Below are 13,754 nucleotides of genomic sequence, written 5' to 3' on the forward strand. Positions count from 1 at the left end.
AACGCATGGATCAACCGCTGATCAACCGTATCGTCGAAGGTGCGCTGCTGGCCTCCAGCCAGCCGCTGACCCTGGCACAGTTGCAGGGCCTGTTTCCGGAGGACGAGCCGGCCCCGCCGGGCAGCGTCGAGCGCGCGCTGGAACTGCTGCGCGAAGGCTGCGCCGGCCGTGGCGTCGAACTGGTCGAGGTGGCCTCCGGCTTCCGCTTCCAGATCACCAACGAGGTGCACGGCTGGGTGTCCCGGCTATGGACCGAGCGCAAGACCCGCTATACCCGCGCCACCCTGGAAACCCTGGCGCTGATCGCCTACCGCCAGCCCATCACCCGCGGCGAGATCGAGCAGGTGCGTGGCGTGGCGGTCAGCAGCAACATCATCCAGGCGCTGGAAGAACGCGAATGGATCCGCGTGGTCGGCCACCGTGATGTCCCGGGCAAGCCAGCCCTGTTCGGCACCACCAAGGGCTTCCTGGACTACTTCGGGCTCAAGCGCCTGGACGAACTGCCGCCGCTGTCCGAACTGCGTGACATCGGCGAGCTGGAACCGCAACTCCCGCTGGATGGCGACGGCCAGCCAGCGGCACCGCTGAGCGCAGGCGCCGCCACCCCGGATGGCGCCGAGGCCGGCGAACGCAACACCCCTGATACCGCTGCGGCGCAGGCATCCCCGGATGCCGGCGCCACGGCAGGCACCACCGCCCTCACGGGCGAACCCGACGCCGCGCCGGGAGAGCGCGCGGCGGAAGTGGAACAAACCGAAGACAACGCCGTCGCGACGACGACCGTGGCTGTTGACGTAGCCGATTCCGACCCAGAGGCCGACGCGGAAAACGCCGGCCGGAGCAAAACTGATGAGTGACACCCCTCGCAAGCTGTCGTTGAACAAGCTCTCGCTCAAGCGCGAAGCCAGCACCGAACAGCCCAAGCTCGAAGAGCGCCTGCACAAGGTCCTGGCCCAGGCCGGGCTGGGCTCGCGCCGTGCGCTGGAACAGCGCATCGCCGATGGCCTGGTCAAGGTCAACGGTGAAACCGCCCAGACCGGCATGTCGGTCAAGAGCGGCGACAAGATCGACCTGGACGGCCGCAGCTTCGTGGCCAGCGCGCTGACCGACCCGTCGCGCGTACTGGTCTACAACAAGCCCGAAGGCGAAGTGACCACCCGCGAAGACCCCGAAGGCCGCCCGACCGTGTTCGAGTCGCTGCCGCCGCTCAAGGGCGCGCGCTGGATCGCCATCGGCCGCCTGGACATCAACACCACCGGCCTGCTGCTGCTCACCACCGACGGCGAGCTGGCCAACGCCATGATGCATCCCTCCTTCGAGGTCGAGCGCGAGTACGTGGTGCGCGTGCGCGCCCCGGAAGGCGAGGAGAAGGTGCCCGACAACATCGTCGACCGCCTCGCCCGCGGCGTGGCGCTGGAAGACGGCCCGGCCAAGTTCGACGAGATCGAACGCATCGGCGGCACCGATTCGCACGACTGGTTCCGCGTGGTCGTCAAGGAAGGCCGCAACCGCGAAGTGCGCCGCCTGTGGGAATCGCAGGGCTGCCAGGTCAGCCGCCTCAAGCGCACCCGCTACGGCAAGATCGAACTGCCGCGCGAACTGCTGCGCGGCCAGTCGGTGGAACTGCCCAGCCCGCAGGTTGAAGCCCTGCGCAGCCAGTTGAAGCTGGAGGAAGGCACCCCGTCGGCGCTGACGCTGCAGCCGGTGATCGGCCAGCGCAAGGCCGCCAAGACCACCGTGCGCGTCGCGCGCGACGGCGGCCGCGGCAATGCCTACGTCAACGGCCACAACACCGCCGACGAAGGCCGCGAACTGCGCCGCTTCGACACCCTGCGCGAAGACCGCGGCCGTGGCCGTGGTGGCAAGGGCGGCGGCTTCAAGGGCGGCCTGACCGTCAGCGGCGAAGCGGCGGCCAAGCAGTCGCAGAAGCCGTTCAAGCAGCGCAAGGCCCCCAAGGGCGACCGTGGCCTGCCGGAAGGCAACCCGGCCGCGTTCCGCACCTGGTACGTGCCCGATGGCGTGAGCACCGGCCCGACCGGCCACCGCAATGCCGGTCCCGGTGGCAACCGGGGTCCGGGCCGCGGTGGCGCGGATGGCCAGGCACGGCCGTACGGCAACAAGCCGCGTCCGGGCGCCGGTGGCGCCGGCCGTGGTGCCGCCGGTGGCCAGGGCCGCCCGCAGGGCGGTGGTGGTGCCGGCCAGGGTGCCGGCCAGGGCCAGCGCAAGCACCCCTATGGCCACCCGGGCAACGCCCCGAGCTTCCCGTCCGACCACGCCAACCCGGGCTTCAACCCGTATGGCGCACGTCCGGCCGGCAACCGCCCTGCCGGCGGTCCGCGCCCGGGTGGCAACCGTCCCGGCGGCGCAGGCCGTCCGGCCGGCGGCCCGCGTCCGGGTGGCAATCGCCCCGGCGGCGCCGGTCGCCCGGGTGGCGGCCGTCCCGGTGGCGGTGGCCGCGGCCCGCGTGGCGGCTGATTCCGCAAGGAGTCTCCCCCTGGCATGACCCGAACGCCCGGCCCCGCGCCGGGCGTTCTGCGTTCAGCCGCCCCTCGCCCGCCTGAACGCTGGCGCCGGGAAAGTACCCAAAATGGTAATTTTGGGATATTTTCCCCTTACTCCCCTGCCGGATGCCGCCATGGACCTCTCCCTGAATCTGCTGGATCTGGAAAAGACGCCCGCCAGCGACGTCAAGGCCAAGGGTTGGCCGGACCTGATGCGCAAGGTGCTCCGCAGCGGTGCGGTGGTGATCACCAACCACAATCATCCGCAGGCGGTGGTGGTCTCGGCCGAGGAGTACCAGCGTCTGGTGGACCAGGCCAACGGCCATTCCGCCGGCGCCCAGCGCGCGCAGTCACTGCAGGCGCTGCAGGCCGAGTTCGATGCGCACCTGTCCTCCCTGCAGGACGGCAGCCTGGCCAGGGCATTGGCGCGACCGGCCCGTCGTGGCCGCAGGATCCGGCTGGGCAAGTCGCTCTGACCGATGGCACGGATCCTTGTCCTGGCCGGCGTCAATGGCGCCGGCAAGAGTTCGCTGCTGGGCATGATGCTGGCCGAGGACGGCGCCACCTGGTTCAACCCCGATGCGTTCACCCGGCAACTGGTCGAACGCGGATGGCCATTGGATGAAGCCAATGCCACCGCCTGGCAGGAGGGCACCCGCCGCCTGCGCACGGCCATGGCCGATGACGTCGACTACGCCTTCGAAACCACGCTGGGCGCGAACACCATCCCTGCCCTGTTGCGTGAAGCCAGCGCACGACATGAAGTCAGCATCTGGTTCTGCGGACTGGAGAACGTCGAGCTGCACCTGCAGCGCGTGGCCGAGCGCGTGGCCAATGGTGGCCACGACATCCCCGAAGGCAAGATCCGCCAGCGCTTCGACAGCTCACGCATGAACCTGATCGAGCTGCTCCCGCACCTGACCGCACTGCACGTCTACGACAATAGCCGCCCCGCCGATGCCGATGGCCAGGTCGAGCCGTTGCTGGTGCTGGAAGTGGAACGCGGCCAGATCCTCTGCCCCGCCACGCAGGAGGAGTTCGCGCAGGTACCCGAATGGGCCAAGCCCATCGTATGGGCAGCGTTGAAGGCGTTCCCGGTCGCCGTCGACGAATGATCTCGACGCCCGGCCGCAGGGCCGGGCATCGTGGTTCCAGGACTCAGCGGCGCTCGATCACGAACTTGCCGAAACCGATGCCCAGGCTCCAGCCACGACCGGTACCGGCCAGCGCCAGCGAGATGTCCCCCTTGGTCATCACCTGCGCATCGCTGGCACGCGACGCACTGGCATGCACTTCGGCCGCTGCATAGGTGCCAAGCAGGTCATTCAATGCATAGGCGCCGGTGAACCTGCCGCGCCCATCGGTGATGGTGGTGCGTCCCACGGTCAGGCCGCCGCCCTTGGCGGAGATCTTCACCGGGATGCTGGCGCCGTTGTCGCAGGTGATGGTGCCGGTGCCCTGCGAAGTCTTGTAGAACGCCGACCACCCCGTGAGGTTGTAGTGCAGCTCGCAATCGATGTTGCCGGCGGCCTGCGCGGCCGGGGCCAGCCCGACGGCGGCCAACAGCAACAGCGCAGCGGTCATCTTCTTCATGGTTGCTCCTTCGGTTGCGTGAACCCGGGCCGAGCCTAGCAGCCGGCCCGAGGCGTGCGCATGGCGGCCGCGATCGTGGCCGTGCGTGCGTTCAGCGAGCCACGACCGGCCCGGCCAGGGTGAAGTCGTCCGCGTCCAGCATCGCCGGGAAGCGTTCGCGATGGGCCGCCAGGGCCTGCGCCGAGATCGTCGTGGTCACCACCTGCTCGCGCTCGCGGATTTCCAGCTGCGGCTGGCCGAGGAAGTCGATCACCGCGCTGTCACCCGAATAGTGCAGACCATTGCCGTCCACGCCGACGCGGTTGACCACGGCCACGTAGCACAGGTTCTCGATCGCCCGCGCGCGCGCCAGCGTCTGCCACGCATAGGCGCGTGCTGAGGGCCAGTTGGCGACGAAGATCTGCAGGTCGAAGTCCATCTGCCCGGCGCGCTCCACGTCGTAGCGGTTGCGGCAGAACACCGGGAAGCGCAGGTCGTAGCAGATCTGCGGATTGATCCGCCATCCCTTCAATTCGACGCTCAGGCGTTCGTTGCCCGCCGCATAGCGCTTGTGCTCGCCGGCGTAGCGGAACAGGTGGCGCTTGTCGTAGTACTGCAGCTGGCCATCGGGCGTGGCCCACAGCAGGCGGTTATGGACGGCGCCACCCTCACGCAGCTGCACGCTGCCGGTGACCGCCGCGCCCAGCGCGCGCGCCTGCTCCACGATCCACGCCACCGTCGGCCCGTCCATGCCCTCGGCCTTGTCGATGGCGTCGTTGGAGAAGCCGCTGGTGAAGGTTTCCGGCAGGATCACCAGGTCGGTGCTGCCGGCCAACGGCGCCAGCAACGCGGCGTAGTGCACGCGGTTGCCGGCCGGGTCGTGCCAGCGGGTGTCGCCCTGCACGAGCGAGATACGGAGGTCCTGCATGATCGTCATTGTCCTGTAAGCGAAGAAGCGAAGATCGCGCCAAGTGCCATGCCGGCGCCCAGCAGCGGCACCAGCCACTGCAGCCGGGCGACCCATCGATTGCGCGGCTGGCGCCGCTCCTGGGCATCGAGCAGCGCCAGGTAGGTCCGGGTGTAGCGGCTGAAGCTGCCGCGCACGGCCAACCAGCCGTCATCCACCGCCACCGCGCGCGCGCGCAGCCCGTCCTGCACGACCGAGAAGAACAGCCAGCCGCGCAGGGCCACGGCGGCCAGGAAGCCGCCGAACAGCACGCAGAACAGCCACTGGCCCACACCCACGCCGGCCGCCTCAGAGCGCCTGCAGGCGCGCGATGGCCGCGTCCAGGGTGGCGTCGTTCTTGGCGAAGCACAGCCGCACCAGGCGCTGCCCGGCTGGCGGGGTTTCGTAGAACGGCGACAGCGGGATCGCGGTGACGCCCTTCTCGATGGTCAGCCACTTCACGAACTCATGGTCCGGCAGGTCGCTGATGGCCGAGTAATCGACCAGCTGGAAGTAGCCTCCCGGCACCGGCAGCGGCTTCAGGCGCGTGGTCAGCAACTGCGCGCGGAAGCGGTCGCGCTTGGCCTGGTAGAACGCACCCAGCTCCAGGTGGTGCTCGGGCTCGTCGCGGATCATCGCGGCAAAGCCGTACTGCGCCGGGCTGTAGGTGGTGAAGGTGTTGTACTGGTGCACCTTGCGGAACTCGGCGGTCAACGCCGGCGGTGCGATCGCGTAGCCGATCTTCCAGCCGGTGCAGTGGTAGGTCTTGCCGAAGCTGGAGATGACGAAGGCGCGTTCGCGCAGCTCCGGGTAGCGCAGCGCCGATTCGTGGCGGGCACCGTCATAGATGATGTGCTCGTAGACCTCGTCGGAGACCAGGTAGATGTCGGTGCCGCGCAGCACCTCGATCAACGCCTGCATGTCCTGCGCCGACAGCATCGCGCCGGACGGGTTGTGCGGGGTGTTGACCATCAGCATGCGGGTCCTGGGCGTGATCGCCGCGCGCACCTTGTCCCAGTCCACCGCGAAGGTCTGCGGATCCAGCGCGACGTGCACGGCCCGCGCGCCGGCCAGATCGATGGCAGGCTCGTAGCAGTCGTAGGCCGGGTCGAGCACGATCACTTCCTCGCCGGCCCGCACCACCGCATGGATGGCATTGAAGATGGCCTCGGTGCCGCCGGAGGTGACAGTGATCTCGCTGTCCGGGTCGACCTGCGCGCCATAGCAGTCCAGTGCCTTCTGCGCGATGGCCTGGCGCAGGGGCGCCACGCCGGTCATCGGCGCGTACTGGTTGAACCCCTCGCGCATGGCCTTGGCGGTCTCGTCGATCAGGCGCTGCGGTGCCGGGAAATCGGGAAAGCCCTGGCCCAGGTTGACGGCGCCGTGCTCGGCGGCCATCTGCGACATCACGGTGAAGATGGTGGTGCCCACCTTGGGCAGCTTGGTCTGCGGTTGCATCAGTACGTACACACCAGGGGGAAAACCGCGAGTTTACGCAATGCCGATGGCAACGGTGCCGTTCCGGCCATGACCCAACCGCATGAGGGGCCGGGTCTATAATGCCCGGCCCCGATGCGCCAGCCTGCCTGCGCTCCCACCCAAGGACGGAAGCGCCCGATCCAATGACCGACTCGCCGAACACACCGCCACTGCTCGCCGCACGTGGCCTGCGTTTCACCCGCAATGACGACCCGGTGTTCGGCCCCCTGGATCTGCACGTGGATGCCGGCGAAGCCCTGCTCGTGCAGGGCAGCAACGGCGCCGGCAAGACCACCTTGCTGCGGGTGCTGGCGGGCCTGCTGCACCCGGACGCCGGCCAGATCGAAATCGATGGCCGCCCGGCCAAGGCCCAGGACCGCTCGCGCTACATCGCCTACCTGAGCCACCTCACCGCGCTCAAGCAGGACCTGGGCACGCTGGAGAACCTGCATTTCCTGTGCGGGCTGCAGGGCCGCCGCGCCCGCCAGATGCCCGGCAACGCGCTGGCCATCGTCGGCCTGGCCGGTTACGAGGACACTCTGGTACGCCAGCTCTCCGCCGGCCAGAAGAAGCGGCTGGCACTGGCCCGCATCTGGCTGTCGCCGGCACCGCTGTGGCTGCTCGACGAGCCCTACGCCAACCTCGACCTGGATGGCATCAACCTGGTCAACCGCATGATTTCCGCCCACCTGCGCAGCGGCGGCGCCGCCCTGGTCACCACCCACGGCGCCTACGCCGCCCCGCCGGTGCGCAACCGCACCCTGGTGCTGGGCCGCGCGCCCGGGAACGAGGACGCCGCATGAGCCTGCCCGGTCCCCAGCCCACCCTGTTCACCGCCGCCCGCGCCTTGCTGGCGCGCGATCTGCGGCTGCTGTGGCGGCGCCGCGGCGATGCCGCGCAACCGGTGCTGTTCGCCCTGCTGGTGGTGGCCTTGTTCGCGCTGGCCATGGGCGGGGAGGAAAGGCAGTTGCAGGGCGTGGCCTCCGCGGTGCTGTGGCTGGCGATCCTGCTGGCCGGCCTGCTGTCGCTGGATACCCTGTTCCGCAGCGACGCCGAGGACGGCTCGCTGGAGCAATGGCTGCTTGCACCGGTGCCGCTGGCCTGGCTGGTGGCCGTGCGGGTGTTCTCGCACTGGCTGACCACGGCCTTCCCGCTGGTGCTGGTCAGCCCGCTGCTGGCCGAATTGATGCACTTGCCCGCTGCCCAATTGCCAGTGCTCGTGACCTCCCTGGCACTGGGCACCCCACTGCTGAGCCTGCTCGGTGCGGTGGTCGCGGCACTGACCGTGGGCATGCGCCGGGCCGGCATCCTGCTGGCCCTGCTGGTCCTGCCGCTGTACGTGCCGGTGCTGGTTTTCGGGGCCGGCGCGGTATCGGCCGCGGCCCAGGGACTGGACCCGGGCGGCGCGCTGCTGATGCTCGGCGCCGGGCTGGTCGTCGCCGCGTTGCTGGCCCCGCTGACCGCCGCGGCTGCGATCCGGATCGCGAACTCGTAACCGCAAACGGCGCTATCCTTTCGCTCGTTCTCACTGAATAGCAGCGATCACATGACCGACCGGCTGTCTCCAGAGTCTTCCCCCACCGCCAAACCCAGCCTGCCTCCGCGCCCTGCGGTCGAACTGCAGCGTCGCGGTGAACTGCGGGTGGAGAAATTCCTGGACGCCGCCACCGAGGTATTCAACGAGAAGGGCTACCAGGCCGCGCGGTTGTCGGACATCGTCAAGCGCGCCGGCGGCTCGATGGCCACCCTGTATCGTGCCTTCGGCGACAAGGTCGGGCTGGTGCATGCGCTGATGGAGCGCAGCATCGACAACTTCGGCCGTAGCCTGGACGAGTTGGCACAGTCCTCGCTGCCGCCGGAACAGGCCCTGGAACAGGCCGCGTACCTGATGGTCGAGGAGACCCTCACCCCTTCGCGGATCGCCTGCCACCGCGTGGTGATCTCCGAAGGCATGCGCCTGCCGGAACTGCGCGACTGGTTCCAGGCTCATGGCATCGAGCCCATGGAGGCGCGCTTGAGCCGCTACTTCCGGCGCGAGACCGACGCCGGCCGCTTGTACCTGGAAGACCCGGAGCGTTCGGCGCACCTGTTCTACATGATGGTCATCGGCGGGGTGATCCTCCGCTCCACCAACGGCCGCATGAGCCCGGACGACATCCCGCGCGCCAAACAGCAGGCCCGCCTGGCCGTCCGCCTGTTCGTCGCAGGCGCCCTGCCCCGAAGCTGAACCCCAGCTTGCTGCGTTGCAGCTTGACCGCAGCGAACCCCGTCACGAAATTAGGGCGTAACCGTAATTACGCTGCACTCACCAGCGTTGCCACCCACCCGTCGGCAGGGGCAACACAAGGAGGGGAACGTGCGGGTCTATCTGGCATTGTTGATGCTCGTCGCGACCGCGGTGTTGGTATCGGTTGCATGGCTCGCGCCGGTCAAGGCGGACGCATCCGGGCAGGCGGTCAAGCTGCCTGAAACCCATTTCGCCTCCACCCAGTCCGGCCACGGTTTCAGTGCCCCGCCCGGTTTTGCCGACGCGGTACCCGCGCGCAACCTGGCCCACCCCGATGCCAAGGCGGTCGGCCAGCAGGTCTGCACTGCCTGCCACAGCCAGGAGAGCGGCAACTTCGCCCACACCGCGCATGCGGCCGGCATGCAGGTCGCCCTGGCCGCCAATCCGGCCACCGCCACCTGCGAGGCCTGCCATGGCCCAGGCTCGGTGCATGCCGCCAACCCCACCCAGAAGGGGGCGATCATCGCCTTCAGCCACGAGGGCGGCACACCGGTGGCCAACCAGACCGAAAGCTGCCTGGGGTGCCATGCCGGTGGCCCGCGTGACGCCTGGCTGGGCTCGATCCACCAGCGCAACGACCTGTCGTGCAGCGATTGCCACAACCCGATGCAGAAGTTCTCGGCCGAAGGGCTGACCGCCAAGCAATCGGTCAGCGAAACCTGCGCCACCTGTCACAAGGACATCCGCCAACAGTTCAACCGCCGCTCGCACATGCCGCTGCCGGAAGGCGCGATCAGCTGCGTGGACTGCCACAACCCGCACGGCACGCTCAACGCCACCCTGCTCAAGACCGACACCGTCAACGAGACCTGCTACCAGTGCCACGCCGAGAAGCGCGGCCCCTTCCTGTTCGAACACGCGCCGGTGCGCGAAAGCTGCCTGAACTGCCATCAGGTCCACGGCTCCAACCAGCATGCCCTGCTGGTCGCGCCGATCCCGATGCTGTGCCAGCAATGCCATTCGCACACCCGTCACCCCAACGACCTGCAGACCGAAATCTCGCTCGGCGGCGCGATGACGCCGGACGAGCGCCTGATGGGACGCGGCTGCATCACCTGCCACGCCCAGGTACACGGCTCCAACCACCCCTCCGGCCCACGTCTGCACAAGTAACGGGAGAAGGACATGTGCACACGGAAACGTTCGCGCACCTGCCGCTGGTCCTTGCTGTCGCTGGCGTTGCTCGGTGGCCTGGCGCAGGCCCAGGACAGTGGCGCCGGCATCGACCTGCAGTTCGGCAACTGGCTGGACCCCAGCGGCCGCATCGGCTGGGACGGCTGCGATCCGGATGGCGCCAGTTGGCTGAGCGCCGAGCCCAAGCGCACCCCGACCGGGTTCCTGTACGGCTGTGCCCCGCACATGCCCACCGAAAAACCGCTCGGCGACAATGGCTGGACCTACAGCGGCAACGTCGGGCTGGGCTACCTGCACGTCAGCGGTGACGAGGCCAATACCCACTGGCGGCGCTTCCGCGACCCGGACGACGGCCTGATCCTGCAGGCCAACTTCAGCCTCAAGCGCGCGGCCGACGGCAGCTATGCCGACGTCCGGCTGAGCCGGCTGGAGCGCGACAACCAGTACTACCGCGCGGTGTTCGGCCAGGCCGGCCGCTACAAGGTGCAGGCCTTCGTGCGCAGCACCCCCAACGTGCTCAGTGGCAATGCGCGTTCGATCTGGGACGGTGTTGGCACTGCCCACCTGACCTTGAAACCCGGCTTGACCGCCGCCGGCAGTACGCCCGCGCAGGTGGCAGCCCTGTCGGCGGCACAGCCCTTCACCACCCTCAGCGTGGTGCGCGACAAGCAAGGCGTGAGCATCAACTACCTGCTCAACCCGCGCTGGACCGGCTATGCCAGCCTGACCCACGAGGAACGCAAGGGCGCGCGGCCGTTCGGCGGCCCGTTCTTCTTCAACTACCCGTTCCCGGCCAATGGCGGCATCTACGAGATCCCACGCCCGATCGACGACAGCACGATGAACGTGATGGGAGGCTTCCGCTTCGTCGGCAACGTCTGGCGCAGCGACTTCAACTACACCGGCTCGTTCTTCCGCAATGCGCACGGCGCCTACGACTACCAGGTGCCATACGGCCTGTACTCGGTGGCCGGCGCATCCACCCCGGCGCTGTACTCCGGCTCCTTCGCCTACGAGCCGGAGAACGACTACCACCGCCTCGGCGTCACCGTCAGCCGCAAGCTGCCGGCATGGAACGGCGACTTCTCGCTGGCGATGGCGCTGACCACCATGCGCCAGAACGACCGGCTGCAGGCGCCCATGGACTGCCAGGGCCAGTTCGGCCAGAACCTGGCGCCGCCCTTCATCTTTGACTGCGCCAACTGGAACACCACCGACGCGCTGTCGCGCAAGCGCGCCGACCTGGCGATCAACAACCAGAAGCTGGACGCGCGCCTGGTGCTGCTGCCCAGCGACAAGCTGACCTGGCGCAGCACCGGCCGCTACCTGCGCGAGGACTATGCCGGCACCTATTGGGCCTACAACCCGTTGACCGGGCAGTACGGCTACATCGCCGAGAACGGCGCGCAGGGCAGCGTGGTCCCCGGCGAGATGGGGGTCTGGGACCCCGGCGCGAACTCCTCGGTGCTCACCCGCATCCGCAACCTGCCCCTGGACAAGGAAACCCACGAGCTCTCCAGCGGCGTGGACTACCGGCTGGACAACAGGAACACGCTCTCGGCCACCTACACCTTCACCCGCATCGAGCGCGCGCACCGCGAGGTCGCCACCACCCGCGACAGCATGATCAAGCTGGGCTGGAACAACCGCACGCTGGACTGGCTGACCCTGCGCGCCAACTACACCTACCTGGACCGCAGCGGCAGCCGGTACTACTACGACCCCTACGAGTTCACCTTCTCCTCGTCCCTGCCCGGCTTCACCGGCGAAGACACGTTGAGCCCGCACACCGTTTCGGCCTTGCGCAAGTACGACATCGCCTCGCGTACCCAGCAGAAGCTGGACCTGATGGCCACCTTCATCCTGCCGCGCGACATGACCGTCTATGCCTCGTTCCGCGGTGACCGCAACCACTACGACGCGCAGATCGGCCGCCAGCGCTTGGACACCTATGCCAGCAGCCTGCAGTGGGAGTGGCAGCCCAATCCGGCCACGACCACCAGCGCGTGGATCGGGCACGACCGCTCCACGCTGGACGTGGCCAACGTCAACGACGCCACCGGCACCGATCCGGCCCTGGGCGGCGTCACCTACCCCGACGCCAACCGCTGGTGGATGAGCGACACCCAGCGCAACCACTACGCCGGGCTGAACCTCACCCGCCGCATCGGCCGCGCCACGCTCGACCTGGCCTGGAACTGGACCTACTCCAAGGGCCGCACGCGCTACCGCATGGCCTCCCCCGACGCGCTGACTGTGCCGGCCAATGCCGCCCAGGCCAGCGGCGGCTATCCGTTGATGGTCTACCGGGTCAATTCGCTGACCGCCGGCCTGTCGGTCCCGTTGAACGAACGCATGCGCCTGCGCTTCTTCGATACCTGGGAGCGCGGCAATCTCTCCGACTGGCACTACTTCGGCTTCGAGGACACGCTGGTGTATGACCACCGCGTCTATACCGATGGCGGCCCCTCCAGTTACAAGGTCAACCAGGTCGGCATGTTGTTCGAGGTGGCCCTATGAAGGCGCTCTGGCTGCTCACCGCACTGGCCGTTGCCGGCACCCAGGCCGTGCTCATGGCCGCCCCGCAGGACGCGGGGACACCTCCACCTCCACCTCCACCGGCACCGGCACCGGTCGCCGAACCCGGCACGCCGGTGCAGCCACCAACCCGCTACGACCTGCGCCGCGCCCATGCGCCGGCCGGCGACGCGCAGGCCGGCAAGGCCAAGGCCGAGGTCTGCGCGGCCTGCCATGGCGCCGAAGGCATCGCCATCGCACCGATGTTCCCCAACCTGGCCGGACAGCGCGCCGACTACCTGTACTGGAGCCTGCACGCCTACAAGAGCGGACGCATGCCCGAGTCACCGATGACCGCGATGGCGGCATCGCTGGAGGAACAGGACATCCGCGACCTGTCGGCCTACTACGCGCACCTGCCCGTGCCGCCCCCGCCTGCCGACGCGCCGCCGCTCGAGATCGACCCGGCCTTGGCCGCATCCGGACAGGGCATCTACATGAACGGCGAGCCGGCCAAGGGCATCCCACCCTGCCAGGGCTGTCACGGCAGCGATGCACGCGGCAATCCGTTGGCCGACCAGCGCGACCGCAGCGGCCGCGCCCCGTATGCGGCCTACCCGCGCCTGCGCGGACAGCAGAACGACTACCTGCAGGCCCGCCTGCAGCAGTTCCATGACGACGCCATCGATGCCTCGACCAACAGCCGGGTCATGCATGGCATCGGGCGCCAACTGGATGTCGACAGCATCAAGGCGGTTTCCACCTGGCTGTCATCGCTCAAGGAGTAACACCCGCCCCACGCGCCGGGTTCCGGCGCTCCACCCCTGTCCGAGGAGTTGCAGATGAAGTCCCGTATTTTCCTTGCCCTGCTGGCCGTGGGCGGCGCGTTCTCCGCCCATGCCGCCGACACCTGTTCCGTGAACCTGGAGGGCAACGATGCGATGAAGTACAACCTCGCCAACATCGACGTGCCCAGGAGCTGTGCCAACTTCACCATCAACCTCAGCCACACCGGCAAGATGGCCAAGAACATCATGGGCCACAACGTGGTGGTGGCCAAAACCTCGGACATGGCAGGCATCGACACCGACGGCATGCGCGCCGGCCTGGCCGCCGATTACCTCAAGGCCGGCGACAGCCGCATCATCGGCCACAGCAAGGTGGTCGGCGGCGGGGAGTCCACCACGGTATCGATCCCGGTCGCACGCCTGGTCGCCGCCGGCGCGCCGCTGTCGTTCTTCTGCAGCTTCCCCGGCCACTCGGCGATGATGAAGGGCACGGTCACCCTCAGGTGAGGTGCAGGGCCTCGGCCAGATCG

The 13,754-nt window shown here is 68.6% G+C and carries 15 protein-coding genes; 11 read left to right on the plus strand and 4 right to left on the minus strand.

The window, feature by feature from the left end; genetic code table 11:
• Positions 1–5: 5 nt before the first annotated feature.
• The 4 genes from scpB to IB227_RS01560 all read left to right on the plus strand — a co-directional run bounded on the left by scpB (position 6) and on the right by IB227_RS01560 (position 3,616).
• Complete coding sequence (gene scpB / locus IB227_RS01545) at positions 6–857, plus strand: SMC-Scp complex subunit ScpB (protein ID WP_192286037.1); 852 nt, start codon at positions 6–8, stop codon at positions 855–857.
• Positions 850–2,475 (plus strand): pseudouridine synthase, encoded by a 1,626-nt coding sequence (locus tag IB227_RS01550; RefSeq protein ID WP_192286038.1) that lies wholly within the window; start codon positions 850–852, stop codon positions 2,473–2,475. Before scpB ends, IB227_RS01550 begins: the two co-directional genes overlap by 8 nt.
• 160 nt (positions 2,476–2,635) lie before the next feature.
• A complete protein-coding gene (locus tag IB227_RS01555; protein WP_192286039.1) occupies positions 2,636–2,977 on the plus strand; it encodes a type II toxin-antitoxin system prevent-host-death family antitoxin in 342 nt (113 codons plus the stop codon).
• Between the two features lie 3 nt (positions 2,978–2,980).
• On the plus strand, positions 2,981–3,616 hold the full coding sequence (locus tag IB227_RS01560) for a hypothetical protein (RefSeq protein WP_192286040.1): 636 nt from the start codon (positions 2,981–2,983) through the stop codon (positions 3,614–3,616).
• Positions 3,617–3,659: 43 nt separating this feature from the next.
• Here IB227_RS01560 and IB227_RS01565 read toward each other — a convergent pair whose 3' ends face one another.
• The 4 genes from IB227_RS01565 to IB227_RS01580 form a co-directional block, all read right to left on the minus strand.
• A complete protein-coding gene (locus IB227_RS01565) occupies positions 3,660–4,094 on the minus strand; it encodes a hypothetical protein (protein ID WP_132863035.1) in 435 nt (144 codons plus the stop codon).
• 91 nt (positions 4,095–4,185) lie between these two features.
• A complete protein-coding gene (locus tag IB227_RS01570; protein WP_192286041.1) occupies positions 4,186–5,001 on the minus strand; it encodes an amidohydrolase in 816 nt (271 codons plus the stop codon).
• Positions 5,002–5,006: 5 nt separating this feature from the next.
• Positions 5,007–5,318, minus strand: a complete 312-nt coding sequence (locus IB227_RS01575; RefSeq protein ID WP_192286042.1) for a hypothetical protein — start codon at positions 5,316–5,318, stop codon at positions 5,007–5,009.
• Between the two features lie 10 nt (positions 5,319–5,328).
• Complete coding sequence (locus IB227_RS01580; protein WP_192286043.1) at positions 5,329–6,477, minus strand: pyridoxal phosphate-dependent aminotransferase; 1,149 nt, start codon at positions 6,475–6,477, stop codon at positions 5,329–5,331.
• Positions 6,478–6,641: 164 nt separating this feature from the next.
• On the opposite strand from IB227_RS01580, the gene ccmA reads away from it, so the two are divergent.
• From ccmA to azu, 7 genes are all read left to right on the plus strand, one after another.
• Positions 6,642–7,301, plus strand: a complete 660-nt coding sequence (gene ccmA, locus IB227_RS01585; protein WP_192286044.1) for a heme ABC exporter ATP-binding protein CcmA — start codon at positions 6,642–6,644, stop codon at positions 7,299–7,301.
• Positions 7,298–7,993: a heme exporter protein CcmB gene (ccmB, locus tag IB227_RS01590; protein WP_192286045.1), complete on the plus strand. Its 696-nt coding sequence runs from the start codon at positions 7,298–7,300 to the stop codon at positions 7,991–7,993. Before ccmA ends, ccmB begins: the two co-directional genes overlap by 4 nt.
• Positions 7,994–8,044: 51 nt before the next feature.
• Entirely contained in the window at positions 8,045–8,725 is a 681-nt protein-coding gene (locus tag IB227_RS01595; protein WP_192286046.1) for a TetR/AcrR family transcriptional regulator, read from the plus strand.
• A 129-nt stretch (positions 8,726–8,854) separates the two neighbouring features.
• Positions 8,855–9,898, plus strand: coding sequence for a DmsE family decaheme c-type cytochrome (locus IB227_RS01600; protein ID WP_313254529.1), 1,044 nt, complete (start codon positions 8,855–8,857; stop codon positions 9,896–9,898).
• Between the two features lie 12 nt (positions 9,899–9,910).
• Entirely contained in the window at positions 9,911–12,439 is a 2,529-nt protein-coding gene (locus tag IB227_RS01605) for an MtrB/PioB family outer membrane beta-barrel protein (RefSeq protein ID WP_192286047.1), read from the plus strand.
• On the plus strand, positions 12,436–13,224 hold the full coding sequence (locus tag IB227_RS01610) for a cytochrome c4 (protein WP_192286048.1): 789 nt from the start codon (positions 12,436–12,438) through the stop codon (positions 13,222–13,224). The genes IB227_RS01605 and IB227_RS01610 overlap by 4 nt, the downstream gene beginning before the upstream one ends.
• Positions 13,225–13,278: 54 nt before the next feature.
• A complete protein-coding gene (gene azu, locus IB227_RS01615; RefSeq protein WP_192286049.1) occupies positions 13,279–13,731 on the plus strand; it encodes an azurin in 453 nt (150 codons plus the stop codon).
• Positions 13,732–13,754 lie beyond the last annotated feature (23 nt).

It is taken from the genome of Stenotrophomonas sp. STM01 (assembly GCF_014852135.1).
Taxonomy (GTDB): Bacteria; Pseudomonadota; Gammaproteobacteria; order Xanthomonadales; family Xanthomonadaceae; genus Stenotrophomonas; species Stenotrophomonas capsici.

What these genes read in the sequence shown, in the direction of transcription:
- scpB (WP_192286037.1), top strand. Translation starts at nt 6, where the DNA reads ATGGATCAACCGCTGATCAACCGTATCGTCGAAGGTGCGCTGCTGGCC.
- IB227_RS01550 (WP_192286038.1), top strand. Translation starts at nt 850, where the DNA reads ATGAGTGACACCCCTCGCAAGCTGTCGTTGAACAAGCTCTCGCTCAAG.
- IB227_RS01555 (WP_192286039.1), top strand. Translation starts at nt 2,636, where the DNA reads ATGGACCTCTCCCTGAATCTGCTGGATCTGGAAAAGACGCCCGCCAGC.
- IB227_RS01560 (WP_192286040.1), top strand. Translation starts at nt 2,981, where the DNA reads ATGGCACGGATCCTTGTCCTGGCCGGCGTCAATGGCGCCGGCAAGAGT.
- IB227_RS01565 (WP_132863035.1), bottom strand. Translation starts at nt 4,094, where the DNA reads ATGAAGAAGATGACCGCTGCGCTGTTGCTGTTGGCCGCCGTCGGGCTG.
- IB227_RS01570 (WP_192286041.1), bottom strand. Translation starts at nt 5,001, where the DNA reads ATGCAGGACCTCCGTATCTCGCTCGTGCAGGGCGACACCCGCTGGCAC.
- IB227_RS01580 (WP_192286043.1), bottom strand. Translation starts at nt 6,477, where the DNA reads ATGCAACCGCAGACCAAGCTGCCCAAGGTGGGCACCACCATCTTCACC.
- ccmA (WP_192286044.1), top strand. Translation starts at nt 6,642, where the DNA reads ATGACCGACTCGCCGAACACACCGCCACTGCTCGCCGCACGTGGCCTG.
- ccmB (WP_192286045.1), top strand. Translation starts at nt 7,298, where the DNA reads ATGAGCCTGCCCGGTCCCCAGCCCACCCTGTTCACCGCCGCCCGCGCC.
- IB227_RS01595 (WP_192286046.1), top strand. Translation starts at nt 8,045, where the DNA reads ATGACCGACCGGCTGTCTCCAGAGTCTTCCCCCACCGCCAAACCCAGC.
- IB227_RS01605 (WP_192286047.1), top strand. Translation starts at nt 9,911, where the DNA reads ATGTGCACACGGAAACGTTCGCGCACCTGCCGCTGGTCCTTGCTGTCG.
- IB227_RS01610 (WP_192286048.1), top strand. Translation starts at nt 12,436, where the DNA reads ATGAAGGCGCTCTGGCTGCTCACCGCACTGGCCGTTGCCGGCACCCAG.
- azu (WP_192286049.1), top strand. Translation starts at nt 13,279, where the DNA reads ATGAAGTCCCGTATTTTCCTTGCCCTGCTGGCCGTGGGCGGCGCGTTC.